This is a genomic window from Rhizobium atlanticum, assembly GCF_030182485.1.
Taxonomy (GTDB): domain Bacteria; phylum Pseudomonadota; class Alphaproteobacteria; order Rhizobiales; family Rhizobiaceae; genus Rhizobium.
In genome coordinates this window covers 126,522-145,270 of sequence record NZ_JAQJCJ010000017.1, presented here as the reverse complement: position 1 = coordinate 145,270, position 18,749 = coordinate 126,522, and the positions used below count along the sequence as shown (strand labels likewise).

General features: G+C 62.4%; 19 protein-coding genes and 1 riboswitch. Of the genes, 13 read left to right on the top strand and 6 right to left on the bottom strand.

The window, feature by feature from the left end:
- Nucleotides 1-15 precede the first annotated feature (15 nt).
- A complete protein-coding gene (locus PH551_RS23630; RefSeq protein ID WP_285195262.1) occupies nucleotides 16-1,542 on the bottom strand; it encodes an ABC transporter substrate-binding protein in 1,527 nt (508 codons plus the stop codon).
- Between the two features lie 224 nt (nucleotides 1,543-1,766).
- Here PH551_RS23630 and PH551_RS23625 point away from each other — a divergent pair, with 224 nt between their 5' ends.
- The 12 genes from PH551_RS23625 to PH551_RS23570 all read left to right on the top strand — a co-directional run bounded on the left by PH551_RS23625 (nucleotide 1,767) and on the right by PH551_RS23570 (nucleotide 12,654).
- Nucleotides 1,767-2,351, top strand: a complete 585-nt coding sequence (locus PH551_RS23625) for a DUF1349 domain-containing protein (RefSeq protein ID WP_085781134.1) — start codon at nucleotides 1,767-1,769, stop codon at nucleotides 2,349-2,351.
- A 133-nt stretch (nucleotides 2,352-2,484) separates the two neighbouring features.
- Nucleotides 2,485-2,581, top strand: a riboswitch (TPP riboswitch).
- A 45-nt stretch (nucleotides 2,582-2,626) separates the two neighbouring features.
- Nucleotides 2,627-3,430: a hydroxyethylthiazole kinase gene (thiM, locus tag PH551_RS23620; RefSeq protein ID WP_285195261.1), complete on the top strand. Its 804-nt coding sequence runs from the start codon at nucleotides 2,627-2,629 to the stop codon at nucleotides 3,428-3,430.
- Complete coding sequence (gene thiE / locus PH551_RS23615) at nucleotides 3,427-4,062, top strand: thiamine phosphate synthase (protein WP_285195260.1); 636 nt, start codon at nucleotides 3,427-3,429, stop codon at nucleotides 4,060-4,062. The genes thiM and thiE overlap by 4 nt, the downstream gene beginning before the upstream one ends.
- Complete coding sequence (gene thiD, locus PH551_RS23610) at nucleotides 4,059-4,868, top strand: bifunctional hydroxymethylpyrimidine kinase/phosphomethylpyrimidine kinase (protein ID WP_285195259.1); 810 nt, start codon at nucleotides 4,059-4,061, stop codon at nucleotides 4,866-4,868. The genes thiE and thiD overlap by 4 nt, the downstream gene beginning before the upstream one ends.
- A 213-nt stretch (nucleotides 4,869-5,081) precedes the next feature.
- The gene (locus PH551_RS23605) at nucleotides 5,082-5,561 is read left to right on the top strand and encodes a GNAT family N-acetyltransferase (protein WP_285195258.1); all 480 of its coding nucleotides are present in this window, start codon (nucleotides 5,082-5,084) and stop codon (nucleotides 5,559-5,561) included.
- 24 nt (nucleotides 5,562-5,585) lie between these two features.
- Entirely contained in the window at nucleotides 5,586-6,608 is a 1,023-nt protein-coding gene (locus PH551_RS23600; RefSeq protein ID WP_285195257.1) for a glycoside hydrolase family 3 N-terminal domain-containing protein, read from the top strand.
- A gap of 42 nt (nucleotides 6,609-6,650) precedes the next feature.
- A complete protein-coding gene (locus PH551_RS23595) occupies nucleotides 6,651-8,297 on the top strand; it encodes an ABC transporter substrate-binding protein (protein WP_285195256.1) in 1,647 nt (548 codons plus the stop codon).
- Between the two features lie 57 nt (nucleotides 8,298-8,354).
- The gene (locus PH551_RS23590) at nucleotides 8,355-9,332 is read left to right on the top strand and encodes an ABC transporter permease (RefSeq protein WP_285195255.1); all 978 of its coding nucleotides are present in this window, start codon (nucleotides 8,355-8,357) and stop codon (nucleotides 9,330-9,332) included.
- Between the two features lies 1 nt (nucleotide 9,333).
- Nucleotides 9,334-10,212 carry an ABC transporter permease gene (locus PH551_RS23585; protein WP_183701109.1) on the top strand — a complete coding sequence of 293 codons (879 nt, stop codon included), beginning with the start codon at nucleotides 9,334-9,336 and terminating at the stop codon, nucleotides 10,210-10,212.
- Nucleotides 10,209-11,012: an ABC transporter ATP-binding protein gene (locus PH551_RS23580; RefSeq protein ID WP_285195254.1), complete on the top strand. Its 804-nt coding sequence runs from the start codon at nucleotides 10,209-10,211 to the stop codon at nucleotides 11,010-11,012. Before PH551_RS23585 ends, PH551_RS23580 begins: the two co-directional genes overlap by 4 nt.
- Entirely contained in the window at nucleotides 11,009-11,908 is a 900-nt protein-coding gene (locus tag PH551_RS23575) for an ABC transporter ATP-binding protein (RefSeq protein WP_285195253.1), read from the top strand. Before PH551_RS23580 ends, PH551_RS23575 begins: the two co-directional genes overlap by 4 nt.
- Nucleotides 11,909-11,976: 68 nt before the next feature.
- Entirely contained in the window at nucleotides 11,977-12,654 is a 678-nt protein-coding gene (locus tag PH551_RS23570) for a spermidine synthase (RefSeq protein ID WP_285195252.1), read from the top strand.
- 7 nt (nucleotides 12,655-12,661) lie between these two features.
- Here the strand turns inward: PH551_RS23570 and PH551_RS23565 are convergent, their stop codons facing one another.
- The 3 genes from PH551_RS23565 to PH551_RS23555 all read right to left on the bottom strand — a co-directional run bounded on the left by PH551_RS23565 (nucleotide 12,662) and on the right by PH551_RS23555 (nucleotide 14,717).
- Nucleotides 12,662-13,456, bottom strand: a complete 795-nt coding sequence (locus PH551_RS23565; protein WP_085781122.1) for an HpcH/HpaI aldolase family protein — start codon at nucleotides 13,454-13,456, stop codon at nucleotides 12,662-12,664.
- A 63-nt stretch (nucleotides 13,457-13,519) separates the two neighbouring features.
- Complete coding sequence (locus tag PH551_RS23560; protein WP_085781121.1) at nucleotides 13,520-13,720, bottom strand: hypothetical protein; 201 nt, start codon at nucleotides 13,718-13,720, stop codon at nucleotides 13,520-13,522.
- Between the two features lie 91 nt (nucleotides 13,721-13,811).
- A complete protein-coding gene (locus PH551_RS23555; RefSeq protein ID WP_285195251.1) occupies nucleotides 13,812-14,717 on the bottom strand; it encodes a choline sulfate utilization transcriptional regulator in 906 nt (301 codons plus the stop codon).
- Nucleotides 14,718-14,812: 95 nt separating this feature from the next.
- Here PH551_RS23555 and betC point away from each other — a divergent pair, with 95 nt between their 5' ends.
- Nucleotides 14,813-16,327 (top strand): choline-sulfatase, encoded by a 1,515-nt coding sequence (betC, locus tag PH551_RS23550; RefSeq protein WP_285195250.1) that lies wholly within the window; start codon nucleotides 14,813-14,815, stop codon nucleotides 16,325-16,327.
- An 18-nt stretch (nucleotides 16,328-16,345) separates the two neighbouring features.
- Here betC and PH551_RS23545 read toward each other — a convergent pair whose 3' ends face one another.
- A complete protein-coding gene (locus tag PH551_RS23545; protein WP_285195249.1) occupies nucleotides 16,346-17,206 on the bottom strand; it encodes a sugar phosphate isomerase/epimerase family protein in 861 nt (286 codons plus the stop codon).
- A 65-nt stretch (nucleotides 17,207-17,271) separates the two neighbouring features.
- Nucleotides 17,272-18,642, bottom strand: a complete 1,371-nt coding sequence (locus tag PH551_RS23540) for an amidase (protein ID WP_285195248.1) — start codon at nucleotides 18,640-18,642, stop codon at nucleotides 17,272-17,274.
- Nucleotides 18,643-18,749: the final 107 nt, after the last annotated feature.

Sequence of the window (18,749 nt, the reverse complement as noted above, 5' to 3'; positions counted from 1 at the left end):
CACCGGCGGTGATGCTTACTTCTTGATCGAGGCGTTCCAGAAATATGGCCACGGAGCCGGATCGACGCCCTCGAGCTTGACCGACTTCGCCGAGACGGCGTTGAAATCGCCGATCTTCATGAAGGGTGCGTCTGTATAAACGGCCTTCTGGACATCGGCCCAGAGCGCCACGCGCTTCTTCGGATCGACTTCGGAGGTGAAGGCATCGACCGCGGCCTTGCGGGCCGGCGTGTCCCACCAGCCGGGCGAACTCGTCGACAGCGAGCCGATGAGCGCCGGCTCCGGCAAGAAGGGGCTGTGGGTAATGTAGATATCCCAAAGCTTCGGATCGGTGCGACGCTGGGTTAGCGTCGCCCAGTCCACCACCTGCATATCGATGGTGAAGCCTGCAAGTTTCAGATATTCGGCGGCGACCTGCGCCATCTTGTAATGGAACTCGTATTGGCGGCTGGTCAGGATGCGGATCGGCTCGCCATTGTAGCCGGCTTTCTTGGCGGCAGCGGACGCCCCTTCCGGATCGGCGACATTATAGGCGCCTTCGGCGCCGGCATCGGTCGACCAGGCAAAGGACTTCGGGTAGATGGCCCCGTCGAGCGCATAAAAATCCTTGCTGCCGAAGGCCGCCGCCAGCATGTCTTCCATGCTGAGCGCCTGCCGGATCGCCTTGCGCACCTCGACGTTGGCAGCAGCACCTTCCTTGGTGTTGAAGACGAAGACAGGATAACCGAAGGGCTTCAGCATGACCGGTTGCGAGGCGGTCGAAGCTTTCAGCTTGTCGTAGGATTCGACAGGAATCGAGTCGACATAATCATACTGGCCGGAAACGGCGGCCTCGACGCGGGTGTTCGGGTCCGGCACCGGCACAAAGCGGATTTCATCAAGATATTGATGACGCGCGCCGCCATAGCCATCGCTCTCGCCGCTGCGTGGCTTGTACCCATCGAAGCGGACAAGCTGGATATACTGGTCGGCTTTCCGTTCCTTCAGCATATAGGGACCGGTGCCGATGAACTCCTTCATCGGCTCGTCCTGCTTTTCGGACGGGATGATGATGGCCGCCGAATTGTTGAAGGCAAGCAGCGAGGTCAACGGCGCATAGGGCTGCTTCAGCGTGATCGTAACCGTCGAAGGATCGGAAGCCGCGATCTTGTCGATAAAGCCGGCCACCTGCTTGCCCCGCGAGGCGATCTTCATCCAGCGGGTAAGCGAAGCGACCACATCCTCGGACGTCATATCGGTATTGTCGTGGAACTTGACGCCAGTCCTGAGCTTGATCGTATAGGTTTTGCCGTCGGCGCTGATCTCGGGCAGGCTTTCGGCGAGAAGCGGCGTGACGTTCCAGCTCTTGTCGAAAGTGTAGAGCGTCTCGAAAATATGCTGGGTGACGATGCCGACGAGATCGGCCGTCGACGACATCGGATCGAGCGTCGGCGGCTCGCCGATCGTCGCGACATTGATGACGCCGCCCTTTTCCTGGGCAAGCAGGGTCGAAGGCAGGGCGACGAACGCGGTTCCGAGAAGGAATGCGACGAATGTTTTCATATGAGAGCTCCCGATTTAGTTCCACAATTATGTAATTAATATTTTTGTAACAGAATAGAAGCTGGAGCTATCGTGTCAAGCATGAGTGGTCGATTATGCAGCCGCGGATAGCGCGTTGCCGGAAAAGCACCATCTTCAGCTGCGCTAGTTCTCCGCACGGGGCCTGCGTGGTACGCCAAGTGAGACGACTGCCCTGCGGCAAGATTAAAGGAAGGGAGAAGCGAATGAGCATCGACTTCAATGACGGGAAATGGCTGAACGAGCCGGGCAGCTGGCACGCCGACGAAACCGGCCTGACGATGACGACAGGCGAAAAGACCGATTTCTGGCGCGAGACCTATTACGGCTTCACCCGCGACACCGGCCACTTCCTCGCCTTTCCCACCGGCGACAGCTTCACCGCACAGATCCGCGCCCAGGGCGAATTCCGCACCCTCTACGATCAGGCAGGCCTGATGGTACGCATCGACGAGAGCCGCTGGGTGAAAACGGGCGTCGAATTCACCGACGGAGAAGCCTTCCTCAGCACCGTCGTCACCGACGGAAAGTCAGACTGGTCGGTGTCGCAGCCCTTCAAGGAATTGGAGGATTTCCGCATCCGTGTGACGGTCGCAAACGGCGCCGTGCGCATCCAGGGCTCCCGCGACGGTAGCCGCTGGCCGTTGCTGCGGTTAGCACCCTTCCCGGCTGCCGATCGCTATGAGGTCGGGCCGACAGCCTGTACGCCGGAGCGGAGTGGTTTGAGGGTTCGATTTTCGGAGTTTTCAATCAGCCCGGCTATTACGACGGGGCTGCATGATTTGAGTTAGGCAAAATTGGATGCCTTCAGGATTGCGCTGGGAAGGCCTCCAGCAATGTCCACGCCCAAGGGCAGCCGCTCCGAAATACCGGAATACTCACTTTCGGAGTGACAGCCGCGCCCTTCTCTGCGAAAAAGAGCGTGATGAGAGACAGGGGCGTTCGTCGACAGACGGGCTGAGAAGAACCCTTCGAACCTGAACCGGATAATGCCGGCGGAGGGAGTCGCTCGGGGCATCGCCGTAAGAGCAGCCCCCCGCGCCCGCCCCCGCCTGAAAGGGGCACCATGCAGAGCAAGATCACGTCGGGAGCCATGCTGAAGGCGATGCGCGAAAAGCCGCCGCTCGTTCAGTGCATCACCAATTATGTCGCGATGAATATCGCGGCCAACGTCCTGCTGGCCGCGGGCGCTTCTCCCGCCATGGTGCATGCCGCTGAAGAAGCCGGCGAATTCGCCGGCATCGCCAATGCTTTGACCATCAACATCGGCACGCTCTCGACGCAATGGCTCGAAGGCATGCAGGGGGCTGCCAAGGCCGCCAATGCGGCCGGCAAACCCTGGGTGCTCGATCCGGTGGCCCATTACGCCACGGGCTTCCGTCGCGCCGCGGTGGCCGACCTTCTGGAGCTTCGCCCGACGATTATCCGCGGCAACGCCTCCGAGATCATCGCGCTTGCCGGCGGCGAGAGCCGTGGTCAGGGCGTCGACAGCCGCGATCCAGTCGAACAGGCGGAGGATTCGGCACGGCGGCTGGCGGAGAGGCAGCGGACCATCGTCGCCGTCACCGGTGCTGTCGACTTCGTCACCGATGGCGCAAGGGCAGTCCGTATTGCGGGCGGATCGGCCCTGATGCCGCAGGTCACCGCGCTCGGCTGCTCGCTCACCTGCCTCGTCGGCGCCTTTGCCGCGACCGCGCCCGAAGATCTCTTCGGCGCGACTGTCGCCGCGCTTTCGACCTTCGCCGTCGCCGGCGAAGATGCAGCGCTCGGCGCCGCCGGCCCGGGCTCCTTTTCCTGGCGCTTCCTCGATGCGCTGGCTGCGATCGACGCCGAAACGCTCGATGCCAGGGCAAGGGTATCGGTCGCATGAAGCGCTTCGACCTTTCGCTCTATCTCGTTCTCGATCCCGATCTCTGCGCCGGAATCGGCATGATCGAGACTGCGCGGCTTGCCGTTGCCGGCGGCGCGACGATGGTGCAGTTGCGCGACAAACATGCCGGCACGGCCAGGATGATCGAGACCGGCCGCGCCTTGAGAGAGGCGCTCGTTGGAACCGGCGCCCTCCTCATCGTTAATGACGATGTGGAGGCTGCGGTCGCGATCGGCGCCGATGGCCTGCATGTCGGCCAGGAGGATATGGATGCGCGCAGGGCACGAGACATGATCGGACCCGAGATGATCCTTGGTCTCTCGGTGGAAACAGCCCGGCTCGCTGCCGCCGTCGACCCTGATATTGTCGATTATGCCGGCGTCGGACCTGTCTTTGCGACGCCGACCAAGGCCGACCACAAGCAGCCGGTCGGCTTTGATGGTCTTGCCAGGCTTGTGAAGGCATCGCCGGTGCCGTCCGTCGCCATCGGCGGCCTCAAGGCGGAGCATGTGGCGGAAGTGTTTGCAGCGGGAGCCGAAGGGCTTGCCGTCGTCTCCGCCATTGCGGGCACGCCGGACCCCGAGGCCGCCGCCCGCCGCATCGCCGCAGAAATCCGAAAGGTCCGCCCATGATCCGCAATGTTCTCTCCATCGCCGGCTCGGATCCCTCCGGCGGCGCCGGCATCCAGGCCGATCTAAAGGCCTTTGCCGCCCGCAGCGTTTACGGCATGGCAGTGCTGACCGCGCTGACGGCACAGAACACGCAAGGGGTGACCGGCGTGCATCTGGTGCCGCCGCAATTCGTCGCCGACCAGATCGATGCCGTCTTCGCCGACGTGCGAGTCGACGCCGTCAAGATCGGCATGATCGCCAATGCCGGCATAGCCGAGGCTGTCGCCGCAGCCCTTGCCGATCGACGGAGAATCCCCATTGTTCTCGACCCGGTGATGATCGCCAAGGGTGGGGCCGCCCTGCTCGCGCCCGAAGCGGTCGACGTGCTGACCCGGCGGCTGCTGCCGCTCGCAACCCTCCTGACCCCGAACCTGCCCGAGGCCGCGGCCCTGTTGCACCAGCCGGTCGCGACCAATCGCGATGAGATGGCGGCGCAGGCCGAGCGGCTGCGCGCGCTTGGCCCCGCCGCCGTATTGGTCAAGGGTGGCCATCTCGGCAGCGACGAGAGCCCAGACGTGCTTGCCACGGCCGACGGCCTGCACTGGTTCGAGGCCAGGCGAGTGCCGACGAAAAATACGCACGGCACTGGCTGCACGCTCTCCAGCGCACTGGCCGCCGAGCTTGCCAAGGGCGCATCGGCCGAGCAAGCCGTCGCCATTGCGAAGGATTACCTTGCCGATGCAGTCGCCGCCGCCGGCAGTCTCACTGTCGGCTCCGGACATGGCCCGGTGCAGCATTTTCATGCGCTTTGGAAGCACGGCGAATAACCGATCCCGCCGAAACGCGCAGGCTTAGGATTACGAGAGAAAAACGGCCCGGCCTCCCCGGGCCGTTTTCATTCGCGCCAGCTGGCGCTGGTCCGAAGCCGGGCGCACCGCTCCATTTGAAAATCCCTGTTGACAAGCCCAGTTAGATAGCCAAGTCTATGACATTAAACGGATATATATTACGCTATAAAGGAATACCTGGAGGAGAGACAGGTGCCAGACCTGCTTGTGAGGTTATATTCCAACAGGCTCGCCGACCTGAAAGAGCGGGCCGACAATGTCCGCGCCTCCATTCGTCCGGCTCTTCCACCGGAACTGCACCTGGTCGTCAACTGGGTTCGCCAACAATTCAGTGAGAACTGGGCAAGCGAGGTTTCGGTTGCTTTTTCCCGCCAACCCGTCGCCTGCCAGATTGCCGTCGACGGCGGCAAGCTGCTCGGCTTTGCCTGCTATGACACGACGGCCCGCGGCTTCTTCGGCCCAACCGGCGTCGATCCCGAGGCGCGTGGCAAGGGCATCGGTCTCGCGCTGTTTTCCGCCTGCCTTCAGACGATGAAGACGCTCGGCCATGCCTATGCCTTCATCGGCGATGCCGGGCCTGTCGATTTCTACGCCAGCACCGCGGGTGCGATCGCCATCCCTGCCCCCGACAAGGGCATTTACGAAGGCATGCTGCGAAGCGCGCCGAAATGACCAGCTGATACCGGAGTTCCAGAAGTGTCCTCGACCCCGCTCGCCCTTTTTGTCGGTCTCCCGAACCCTGCGATTTCGGACGACGAATTCGCCCTGTTTCGCGAGACCAATCCGCTCGGCCTGTTCGTCGGCCGGCGCAATCAGCGCGAGCCGGAGCAGACAAAGCGGCTGATCGAACGCTTCCGCGAAGCCGTCGGCCGAGAGGATGCGCCCGTCTTCACCGACCAGGAAGGCGGCCGCGTCCAGCATCTCGACGCCGGTCCCTGGCCGCTCTTCCGCAGCTTCGGCCAGTTCGCCGAACTGGCCCGCTGCGATTTCGATCTCGGCAAAAAAGCACTGCGCCTTTCCTCCCAGGCCATGGGCGCGATGATGACGGACCTCGGCCTTTCCAGCGGCTGCTCGCCCGTTCTCGACCTCGTCTTCGAGACGACGAGTGCGGTCATCGGCGCCCGCTCCTTCGGCCCCGATCCCGACTTCATCGCTGCCCTCGGCCGTGAGGTGGTCGACGGGCTGCTAGAGACCGGCAACATGCCGGTCATGAAGCATATTCCCGGCCACGGCCGCGCCACGCTCGACTCCCACAAGGAGCGTCCGGTCGTCGATGCCAGCCGTGAGACGCTCACCGCCACCGATTTCAAGCCTTTCGTCGCACTGAAGGATACGCCCTGGGCCATGGTCGCCCATGTCGTCTACTCGACCTACGATGCCGAATTGCCGGCATCCGTCTCGCCTGTCATGCACGACGTGATCCGCAAAGAGATGGGTTACGAGGGCGTGCTGATCTCCGACTGCGTCTTCATGCAGTCGCTCACGGGCACCTTGCCGGAACGCGTCGCCCAAGTCCTCGATGCGGGTTTCGATATCGCCCTCCACAGCCACGGGGACGTCAGGGAAAGCGAAGCCGCCGCCAAGGCCGCCCGCCCGCTCACGGATGCCGCTCTGAAGCGTATCGCCGCCGGCAAGGCTCGCCTCGGCAATATCAAAATCGACGTCCGCGCCGCCCATGCCGAGGTGGAAGACATGTTTGCCAGCGTGCCGGCCGCCTGACCGGCAGATCATTTTTCACGCACAAGAAAAGGGGAATGGAACATGAAAAAATATCTATTTGCAGCCGCCGCACTGACGCTGCTTTCGGGATCCGCCACGGCGCAGACGATCCTGACGGCGAATATCGAACCGGCCACGACCTGGGTTCGCAACTTCAACCCGTTCAACCAGACCTCGGCGCGCCAATCGACGCTCGATTTCATCTATGAGCCGCTGGTTATTTTCAATCGCTTCGACAGCAACAAGCCGGTCTATCGCCTGGCCGAAAGCTTCAAGCTCTCCGACGACCTGAAGAGCATCGACTTCAAGCTGCGCCCGAACCTGAAATGGTCTGATGGCAAACCGCTGACGGCAGCCGACGTCAAGTTCACCTATGATTATCTGAAAAAGTTCCCGGCGCTCGACTTCGTCAGCATCTGGACCTTCGTCACCGACGTGCAGGCCGTCGACGGCCAGACGGTGCGCTTCGCGCTTGCCAATCCGAGCTCGCTTGCTGCCGAGCAGATCTCGCAGCTGCCGATCGTTCCCGAACATGTCTGGAAGGATGTCGCCGATCCTGTCACCTTCGCCAACGAGAACCCGGTCGGCAGCGGGCCGTTGACCGAGGTGCCGCGCTTCACCGGCCAGACCTACGACCAGTGCCGCAACCCGAATTACTGGGACAATGCGCATCTGAAGGTCGACTGCATTCGCTTCCCGCAGCTTGCCGACAACAACCAGATCCTGACGGCGACCGCCGACGGCACGCTCGACTGGGGTGTCTCCTTCATTCCCGATATCGACAACGTCTATGTCGCGAAGGACCCGGCGCATTTCCATTACTGGTATTCGCCGAGCAGCATGGTCGCCTTCCTGTTCAATCTGGAAACGGCGAACGAGAACAATAGAAAGGCCTTCAACGATGTGAAATTCCGCCGTGCTATCGGCATGGCGCTCGATCGCAAGACGATGATCGACGTCGCCGGCTACGGCTATCCGACGCTGAACGAAGACCCCGGCCTGATGGGCGAGCTCTACAAGAGCTGGGCGGATCCGTCCGTCAAGGCCGACTTCGGCAAGTTCGCGACCTATGACGCCGACGCCGCCAAGGCCCTGCTCGACGAGGCGGGCTACAAGGACAAGGACGGCGACGGCTTCCGTGACAATCCCGACGGCAGCAAGATCTCCTTCTCGATCATCGTCCCGAACTCCTGGACGGACTGGGTCGACACGGTCAACATCGCCGTCGAAGGCATGCAGGCGGTCGGCATCGACGCCAAGATCGAAACACCGGAGGAAGCCGTCTGGACCGGCAACCTCATCGCCGGCAAGTTCGATGCGGCGATCAACAGCCTGCCGGCTTCGGCCTCACCTTATTATCCCTACAAGCGCGCCTTCAGCGCTTCGGACAAGGGCAAGACCCGCTTCACCGCGCAGCGCTGGTTCAACCCGGAGGTCGAGAAACTCGTCACCGAATTCACCCAGACAGCAGACCTTGCCACGCAGAAGGAGGCGATGAACAAGGCACAGCACATCGTCGCCGAAAACATGCCGATGATTCCAGTCTTCAACAATCCGAACTGGTATCAGTACAGCACCAAGCGCTTCACCGGCTGGTCGACCAAGGAAAACCCCTTCGTCAATCCGTCGATCTCGCGCACCAATCCGGCACGTCTGCTGAACCTGCTCGCCCTGGAACCTGTGAAGTAAAGCATCATGGTCTCGGGAGCGGTCTTGAAACGCCGCTCTCGTCACGACGGAGTTCGCATGGCTTTCCTGCTTCGCCGCCTCGTCTTCTATATTGCAGCCTTCATTGCGGCAGCGACGATCAATTTCTTTCTGCCCCGGCTGATGCCGGGCGATCCCGTGCAGATCATGTTCTCAAGCGCCGGCACCGAATTGCCGCCGGAAAGCCTGCAGGCGCTGAAGCTCACCTTCGGCTTCGTCGACGGCCCGCTCTGGCGGCAATATCTCACCTATCTCGGCAGCATCTTCACCGGCGATCTCGGTCGCTCGGTCAAATATTTCCCGCTGCCCGTCACCTCGGTGCTCGGCCACGCTCTCGTCTGGACCGTCGGCCTGATGGGAACAGCGACGGTCGTCAGCTTCGCGCTCGGCACCTTTCTCGGCATCGTCGCCGCCTGGCGGCGCGGCAGCCGGTTCGACGTCATCGTCTCCGTCGGCGCGATCTTCGCGACCTCGGTGCCAGCCGTCGTCACCTCGCTGATCGTGCTCTTCATCTTCGGCTTCACGCTCGGCTGGTTTCCGAACGGCTATGCCGCCGACCCGTCGCTCGATCCGGCCTTCAGCCTGCATTATATCGGCAGTGTGGCCTATCACGGCATCCTGCCGATGGTGACGCTCTGCACAGTGCTGATCGGCGGCTTCACCGTCACCATGCGCAACAACATGATCAATCTGCTCGGCGAGGACTATATCGTCATGGCACGCGCCAAGGGCCTTTCCGACCGGCACGTGATGCTGTGGTATGCGGCGCGCAACGCCCTGCTGCCGACCGTTTCCAGCCTGGCGATCGCCATCGGCACCATCCTCGGCGGTTCGCTGGTGACCGAAGTCGTCTATAACTATCCCGGCCTCGGCAATATTCTGTACCAGGCGATCCTCGCCCGCGATTATCCAGTCATCCAGGGCCAGCTCCTCATCATGACCGCGACCATGCTGATCGCCAATTTCATCGTCGACGTCAGCTATATCTTGCTCGACCCGCGGCTGAAGGGAGCTTGAGATGAAAAGCCTGCTTCGAAACCGCAAGGCCCTTGTCGGCCTCATCATCATCGCTTTCATCGTCGTCGTCGCGATCGCAGCGCCGCTGCTGACGCAATACGATCCCGCCGCCCGCACCGGCAGGCCGCACCAGCCGCCGTCGCTCGACCATCTGCTCGGCACCACCCGCATCGGCCAGGATGTTTTCGCCCGGCTGCTCTACGGCGCCCGCACCTCTCTTGCCGTCGGCTTCGGCGCCGGGCTGCTGATCACCCTCGCCGGCACCGCGCTCGGCATCATTTCCGGTTATCGCGGCGGCAAGACCGACGAAGTCATCAGCTTCTTCACCAATATGGTGCTCGTCGTTCCCAACCTGCCGCTGCTGCTCGTGCTCGCCGCCTTCATCGGTCAGGCAAGCCCCGTCGTCATCGCCCTCATCCTCGGCGCCACTTCCTGGGCCTGGGGCGCGCGCGTCACCCGCGCCGAGACGCTTTCCGTTAAGCAGAAGGATTTCGTCAAATCGGCCGAGATGATGGGCGAGCCGCAATGGCGCATCATGACATTCGAGATATTCCCCAACGTGATCTCGATCGTCGGCATCAATTTCATCGGCAGCGTCATCTTCGCCATCATCACCGAGGCGACGCTGGAATTCTTGGGCCTCGGCGATCCCAAAGCGATCTCCTGGGGAACGATGCTCTACAATGCCCAGAAGGCCTCGGCCCTTTCGGTCGGCGCCTGGTGGGATATCCTCACCCCCTGCTTCGCGCTCGCCTTCCTCGGGATCGGCATGTCGCTCTTAAACTTCGCCGTCGACGAGATCGCCAATCCGCGTCTGCGCACCGGCAATCAACTGAAGCGCTGGTCCCTGCTCGTCCGTTCCGGGGAGGGTCGCCTGTGACCCAGCCGCTGCTTTCGGTGAGGAACCTCACCATCGACTACATCGGCGAGGAGAAGGATTTCCGCGCCGTCGACGATGTCAGCTTCGATGTCGCACCGGGCGAAGTCTTCGGCCTTGCCGGCGAATCCGGCTGCGGCAAGAGCACCATCGCCTTTGCCATCAGCCGGCTGCACAAGCCGCCGGCATTGATCCGCAGGGAAAGCCGGATCCTGCTCGACGGCCGCGACGTGCTCGGCCTCGACCAGCAGGCGCTCAGCGCGTTCCGTTGGCGCGAGGTCGCCATGGTTTTCCAGAGCGCGATGAACTCGTTGAACCCTGTGCTGCGCATCGAGAGGCAGTTCTACGATGTGCTGCGCACCCACAAGAATATGAGCCGTGCGCAAGCGCGCGAACGCACTGCCGAGATGCTCAAGCTCGTCGACATCGCGCCGGACCGCATGTGCGACTATCCGCACCAGTTTTCCGGCGGCATGCGCCAGCGCATCGTCATCGCCATCTGCATGGCGCTCGATCCGAAGCTAGTCGTCATGGACGAGCCGACGACGGCGCTCGACGTCGTCGTTCAACGCGAAATCCTGCAGCGCATCAACGAGCTACGCCGCAGCTTTGGCTTCTCCGTGCTGTTCATCACCCATGATCTCGGGCTGATGGTGCAGTTCTGCGACCGTATCGGCATCATGCTTGCGGGCAAGCTTGTCGAACAGAACGGCGCCAAGGCGATCTACAGGACGCCGAAACACGCCTATACGAAAAAACTGTGGGCCTCCTTTCCCTCGCTTCATGGAGGCGTGCTGCTGTGAGCGATGCCATCCTTGCCCTCGACAAGGTGACGAAGACCTTCGGCCACGGCGCATCCGCCGTTCATGCCGCCCGCTCGATCTCCATTTCGCTGCATGCCGGCCGGGCGCTGGCGCTCGTCGGCGAATCCGGCAGCGGCAAGACCACCTGCGCCCGGATGGCGATGCGCGAATATCAGCCGACATCGGGGCAGATCCTCTTTAAAGGCCGCCCGGTGGAAGGGGCGAGAGCAGATGAGATCGCTCGCTATCGCCGCTCGGTACAGATGATCTTCCAGGACCCTTTTGCTTCGCTCAACCCGGCGCATACCATCGCCCATCATCTGAGGCGGCCCTTGAAGCTGCACCGGCCGGAGATCAACGGAGCTGAGATCGACATCACGGTCCGCAGACTGCTACAGCGCGTCAGGCTCGATCCCGATCTCGTCGCGCCGAAATATCCGCACGAACTCTCCGGCGGTCAGCGCCAGCGCGTCAATATCGCCCGCGCCCTTGCCGTCAAGCCGGAGGTGATCGTTGCGGACGAACCGACCTCGATGCTCGACGTCTCGGTGCGCCTGGGGGTGCTCAACCTGTTGAACGAAATGAAGCAGGATATGAATCTCGGCCTGCTCTACATCACCCATGACATCGCCACCGCCCGCTATGTCGCCGAGGATATCGCCGTCATGTATGCCGGCCAGATCGTCGAATGGGGCAGCACCGCCCGAGTGATCGACAATCCGCTGCATCCCTACACAAGACTGCTGCTCTCGGCCGTGCCCGATCCCGATGTCCGCTTCGAAGACCCGAAAGCCCGGCTGAGGCCCGATGAAGTCGAGGATATCCGCCGCCGTTCTGCCGCGCCACAGGATGATATCGTCGAAGTGGAGCAGGGTCACTTCATCCGGATGGTCTAAGATCGGCTCGCTGGCCTCGCCCTTTGCGCTATGCTAGGGACGGTCCCTTTCATGTGAGGCGAACCATCATGCTGCCCTGGATCCAGCTCGATTCCGCGACCATTCCCGGCGAAGACGGCGAACTCAGGCTGAAGCGGCGCGGCAGCGAATTCTCGATCATGCTCGGCGCCAACGAACTGATGAACAGCCGCCTCAGCGGCTCGGAAGAAGCGCTGGCGACCCTTTCCTGGGAACGGATCAGGACGCATCGGAAACCGAGGATCTTGATCGGCGGGCTTGGCATGGGCTTTACCCTGCGCGCCGCTCTCGCAGTGCTGCCCGAGGATGCCGGCGTCACCGTCGCCGAACTGGTGCCCGCTGTCGTCGCCTGGGCGCGCGGACCAATGACCGAAGTCTTCAAGGGCTGTCTAGACGACCCGCGCGTCCACCTTCACCAGGGCGATGTCGGCGAGGCGATCCATGCAGGCAAGGCTGCCTATGACGCGATCCTGCTCGATGTCGACAACGGCCCGGACGGGTTGACCCGCAAATCCAATGATCGGCTCTACGATTTCGCCGGCCTTCGCGCCACCCGCGACGCGCTTCGCCCCGGCGGCGTGCTCGCCGTCTGGTCGTCCGGCCCTGATCCCGATTTCACACGCCGTCTCAAGGACAGCGGCTTCTCCGTCGACGTGGTCAATACCCGCGCCAACCGCAAGCGCGGCGCCCGCCACGTGATCTGGCTGGCGGCCAAACCGGCTCGCTGAGACGAGCTCAGCCGCCGGAAGCGATTCTGCGCGCAGCGTTGATCGCCCGGCGAGCGCCGGCGCGCAGTTGCACGGTCTCCGCACCGGCGATGACCAGATCGAATCCGTACTTCAGCAGTTCCCCGGCCCGCTCGCCATCGCCGGCATAGGCGCAGGCGAATTTGCCGTGGGCGCGGCAGCGCGCGACGGCATGCTGCATGGCGCTGTCGATCTCGGCGGCGTTCGGCGCCACCTGATCGCCGTTCGACAGAGCTATCGAAAGATCGGCAGGGCCGACGAAAATGCCGTCGATGCCGGTGACGCCAAGAATGCCGTCGATAGCGTCGAGCGCGGCGCGGGTCTCAACCATGGCGATGGCGACCGTGAGCTCGTTGGCGCTCCTGAGATAGGCATCGGCCGACAGGCCGGTATGGTTCAGCGCCAATGACGGCCCCCAGCTTCGCTCGCCGAGGGGCGGATATTTCGTGGTCCTGACCAGCGCTCGCGCATCTTCGGCCGAATTGATCATCGGCGCGATGATGCCGGAGGCGCCGGCATCGAGCAGGCGCGAGGCGGAAGCGAAATCGCCGACGGGTATGCGGGCGATGGCCGGCTTTCCGGCGAGACGAACCTGAGCGACGGCGTTTGCCGCCGATTGCATATCCCACATCCCGTGCTGCATATCGAGCACGACGGCATCGAAAGCCTCTTGCGCCAAATGGTTGACGAGCATGGCATCGGGGATGCCGACCCAGGCGGAGATCATGCCGCCCTGGTGCTTTCTGATACGGTCGGCAAAACCGTCGATTTCAGCTGCGCTCATGCCATTCTCCTCATTTCGACAGGCCGTCAGCGGCCGGATTTGCCGCCAGACGGCAGCAGCAATTCATCCTCTGCGACGCAGCCGCGAGAGGATGACGATCACCACGATACCCGCTGCGGCCAGAATGGCTCCCCAGAGCATCCAGATCTTTTGAGCGATCATGAAACTGGACGCCGGATAGGGAAAATAGCCGCTTCCCTGCCCGATCCAGATCAGGCCGAGCAAGACCATGAGCAGACCTATGACATATCCGATCGTTCGCATGCTTCAGCCACCTTCGCCATCGATTCGGCCCCACAATGTCGATCGCGATCGCCGATGACAAGGCTTCTCCTGGACAGAACTGCAACCGCCGCTAATCATTTCTCTTCACCGCATCCGCCAGCCAGGCGCTGAGCCTCTCGCTGTGAACGTTTGGAGACCGCGGCGGCACCAGCCAGTAACCGCGGTCGGGCGCCTCCAGCGGTGGACCGGCTTCGACGAGCATGCGTGCCGAAAGAAGCGTATCGACGAGGCCCTTCCAGCCGATCGCCACGCCCTGCTCGCTGAGGGCGGCCTGGATGACCAAGGAATAGGTATTGAAGCTGATATCGCCGCGCCCGGCGTTGATGTCGCGCAGGACCGAGAATTCGGCAAAGTAGCTGCGCCAGTCGAACCAGGGCGATGGCAGAGGCCCGTCAAGATGGATCAGACGCGCCTTTGCGAGCTCTCTTGGATCGTCGAGGGGGCCGTTGCGATCGAGAAATCCGCGCGTGCAGACGGGCACGACCCTCTCCGGCAGCAGGAGCGTACCGACGGCTGCAAATTCCTTACGCGTACCGAAAGCCACCGCGACATCGGCTTCATCGCGGAATCCGGCCGCAAGCCTCTGCGTCGCAATGATCTGTATGTCCGTTTCTGGATGCAGAAGGCGAAACCTCTCCATCCGTGGTATCAGCCAAAGTGCGGAGAATGCATAGTCTGTCCTGAGCCTGACGACCGGCCGTTGAGCTTCGACGCGAAAACTGCGGGCGAGTGCATCGATGTCGCCGACTGCCTTGGCGGTCACCGCGAGAAGGCGCTCGCCTTCCGCGGTCAGCTCAACGCCACGATGCTGGCGGCGCAGCAGGCTGACACCGAACTGTTCTTCCAGCCGGCGGATCTGGTAGCTGACCGCCGGCTGGGTCAGCCCGAGAAGCGTTGCAGCCGCCGAAAAGCTTCCCAGTCGCGCGACTTCAACGAAAAGGCGCATCCATCCAAGCTCAGGCGGGTGTTCTGCCATAAAAATCCCTTTAGGCAGCTATCGAAAAAAGCTGCCTTTACAGGCGCAATGATAGGCGCTTCAATAAAATCTTCAAATAGCAAAAGGCAAATTATATGGCGCGCCCGAATATCCTCATTCTCATGGTGGACCAGTTGAATGGGACCTTGTTTCCCGATGGTCCGGCCGATTTCCTTCATGCGCCGCATCTGAAATCCCTGGCCGAGCGCTCGGTGCGCTTCGCCAATACCTATACGGCAAGCCCGCTCTGCGCGCCGGCGCGGGCGTCCTTAATGTCCGGACAGTTGCCGAGCCGGACGCGCGTCTACGACAATGCCGCCGAATTCGCCTCCGACATTCCGACCTATGCCCATCATCTGCGCGCCGCCGGTTACCAGACCGCGCTGTCAGGCAAGATGCATTTCGTCGGCCCCGATCAGCTGCACGGTTTCGAAGAGCGCCTGACGACGGACATTTACCCCGCCGATTTCGGCTGGACGCCCGACTACACCAAGCCCGGCGAGCGCATCGACTGGTGGTACCACAATCTCGGCTCGGTCACCGGCGCCGGTGTGGCCGAAATCACCAACCAGATGGAATATGACGACGAGGTCGCCTATCACGCTACGCGAAAACTCTACGATCTCTCCCGTGGCCATGACGAGCGCCCCTGGTGCCTGACCGTCAGCTTCACCCATCCGCACGACCCCTATGTCGCGCGCCGCAAATTTTGGGATCTCTATGAGGATTGCCCGGCTCTCGACCCTGCGGTCGCGCCGATCGCCTATGATCGACAGGACCCGCACTCGCAGCGTCTGATGAAAGCCTGCGACCACGCTGCTTTCGACATCAGCCGCGAACAGACCAGGCGAGCAAGACGCGGCTACTTCGCCAATATCTCCTATGTCGATGAAAAGATCGGCGAAATCCTCGACGTGCTCGAACGCAGCCGCATGGCCGACAACACGATCATCCTCTTCGTGTCCGACCATGGCGACATGCTCGGCGATCGCGGCCTCTGGTTCAAGATGAACTTCTTCGAAGGATCGGCTCGCGTTCCATTGATGATCGCAGCGCCCGGCTGGGCGCCGAAGCGCATCGACCAGCCGGTTTCCACCCTCGACGTGACGCCGACGCTCGCCGGCCTCATCGGCATCGACATCGCCTCGCTGAAGCCGTGGACCGAGGGCTCGGATCTCGCCCCGCTTGCCCAGGGCACCGGCAGCCGCGGCCCCGTGCCGATCGAATATGCCGCTGAAGGTTCCGAAGCGCCGCTCGTCTGCCTGAGGGATGGGCGATACAAGCTGTCGCTCTGCGAGAAGGACCCGCCGATGCTGTTCGACCTCGAGGCCGACCCGCAAGAACTCGACAATCTGGCAGCCGACCCGGCGCATGCCGACACTTTGGCGCGGCTTGTCGAACAGGCCGGGCAGCGCTGGAACCTTGGCGATTTCGACGCAGCCGTGCGCGAAAGCCAGGCGCGACGCTGGGTGGTCTATGCAGCGTTGCGCAACGGCGCCTACTATCCCTGGGACTACCAGCCGCTGCAGAAAGCCTCGGAGCGCTACATGCGCAATCACATGGATCTGAATGTGCTGGAGGAGAGCCAAAGGTTCCCGCGTCAGGAATAAGCGCGAAGTCCTTGGACTTTAAGCCGTCCTGCGCTCTGGCGCCTCGCGCAGAAAATCCTCGATGAATTGTTTTTGAAGCAGGATCCCGTCCCATTCATCGGCGAAGAACGGCGAGTCATAGATGAGCGTGAAAGGCCCGGCGTAACCCGCCTTCTCGCACATCTCCAGGCACTTGCGGTAATCGTCAGCATCGAGACCTGCAGGGCCGTAATCGGCCTTGGCGTGGCAGATTTCCGCCCGGCGCATGATATCGGCAAGACCTTCGTACTTGGCGGGTGCCGACCAATTGCCGAGGTCGCCGTTAAGGCCGACCTTGCCGTCCAGCCGCTCCAGCAGCCAGTTCATCTCCACCGGCGACGGCAGCAGGTCGAACCAGTTCTCGACAACGACGCGCACCCCACTGCCTTTGGCCTTGTCGGCCAACCAGTTCAGATGGCGGGCAGCGCGAGCAAGGTTTTCCTCCGTCGGCTTCTGCTTGCCGGCAATGACGCGCATCCTCTGCGCCCCGAGCGCCGCCGCGATATCGATCCATTCTGCCATCCATCTGACATCGCGTTCGGCCGTTTCGGGATGGCTTGGATCGCCGTCCTCGATCAGCAGGGTCTGGAACAGCACGTTCGAGGCCGCCATCGCGTCGCTGAGTTCAGTTAGATAAGCGGCATCAAGGCTCGGCAGATGGAAGGAACAGATCTCCAGCCGGTGGATACCACGCGCAGCGAGCGCCGCCGGCATGTCGATCAGCGCCGCACCGCCGGGGCCGTAGGGCTCTTTGGGCGCCGCACTTTTATCGGGATCGGGGCTATAGCCATAAACGGCGCCGAGCAGCCGATGCAACGACCAGGTCGAAACCGCCAAGCGTCCGTTCTGCAAAACCTGCACGTGCGTTCCTCCAGGATCTCCTCATCCATCAATGGCAATAAAAACCCGGTGCTTCAATTGCCAATTCAGACGAAATCGCCGCGGACCACCACCTCGGCGGCAAGTGCCGCCCCCAGCAGCGCCTCATCGCGATTTGCGGTCGCCGAAAGAAGCAAACCGACCGGCATGCCTGCTACACCCGTCCCGCAGGGGATGGAAACGCCGCACCAGTCGAGGAAATTGCCGAGCGCGGTGTTGCGCAGCGTCTTGTTATTCGCAGCGAAGAAGAGTTCATCATCCTCTTCCAGCGGCGCGATCGGCGGAGCGACATGGGCGACCGTGGGAAAGGCGATCAGACGATTGCCAATGAGACGGTCGGTATCGGCGATCAGGCGGCTGCGCGCCTGCAGCATCGCGATGTAATCGGGCGCCGTCGTCCTGCTTCCCAAGCGAGTGCGCATGACGACGCGATGGTCCATACGCTCTGCGTCCGGTCCCGCCAAACGCTCCCGGTGAAGGGCGAAAGCCTCCGCCGTCACCAGCGGACCGTATGTTGTCATAAGATCGAAAATTTCGTTGAAGGCGGGAATGACCGTGCGGGAAACAGCGGCGCCCGCGCTTTGAAGGCGTTCCAAAGCTGCCTCGAAAGCCTCGACAACGCCTGGTTCCGCCGCATCGAAAACGATATTTTCGGGCACGAGCAATTCCAGCCCCCGCAGCGGACGCTCGACGACATCGGGCGCGGTCAGGCCACGCATCGCCGCATCGATCCACACGGCATCCCTGACGCTGCGGCAGAGCGGCCCCAGCGAATCGAGGCTTTTTGCCAGCGGGTAAACTCCATCCATCGTATAACGGCCACGTGTCGCCTTGTAGCCGACGATTCCGTTGAACGCAGCGGGAATGCGCACCGAGCCGCCGGTATCCGTACCCATCGCGACAGGCACCAACCCGGCTGCGACGGCAACACCGGCGCCAGAGGAGGAGCCGCCGGGGATGCGCGGGAGATCGGTGCCGCGCGGATTGACCGGCGTGCCGTAATGCGGATTGATGCCCAGACCGGAAAAGGCAAATTCGCTCATATTGGTTCGGCCTATGGCGACCATGCCAGCCTGCCTGAGAAGACCGACGACCGCCGCATCACGGCCGGCGGGTGTGTCGGAAGCCAGGACGATTGACCCCGCCGTCGTCGGCAGGCCTTCAATGTCGAAAAGATCCTTCCAGGCGATCGGAACGCCGTCCAGCAACCCGAGCGAGCGCCCGGCCCGCAAGCGTTTGGAGGAGGCGCGCGCCTCCTCCATCGCCCGACCTTCGAGCAGTGTGGTGAAGACAGCCTTGTCGGGATAATTCGCAATGGATTCAAAGACCGTCTCGGCCACATCGACCGGATCGGCGGCGCCGCCTTGGATGAGAACGGAAAGCTGGGCGACCGACATCGCGCCGAAGGATTTGCTCATGGGGCGGTCCTTATGAGAGATGCAGTCAATGACTAACCCGGATCATTCCGGCGAGCCAGAGCTTCACGATATTTTGCATCTATTGGTACGAATTTTTGAACACTGAG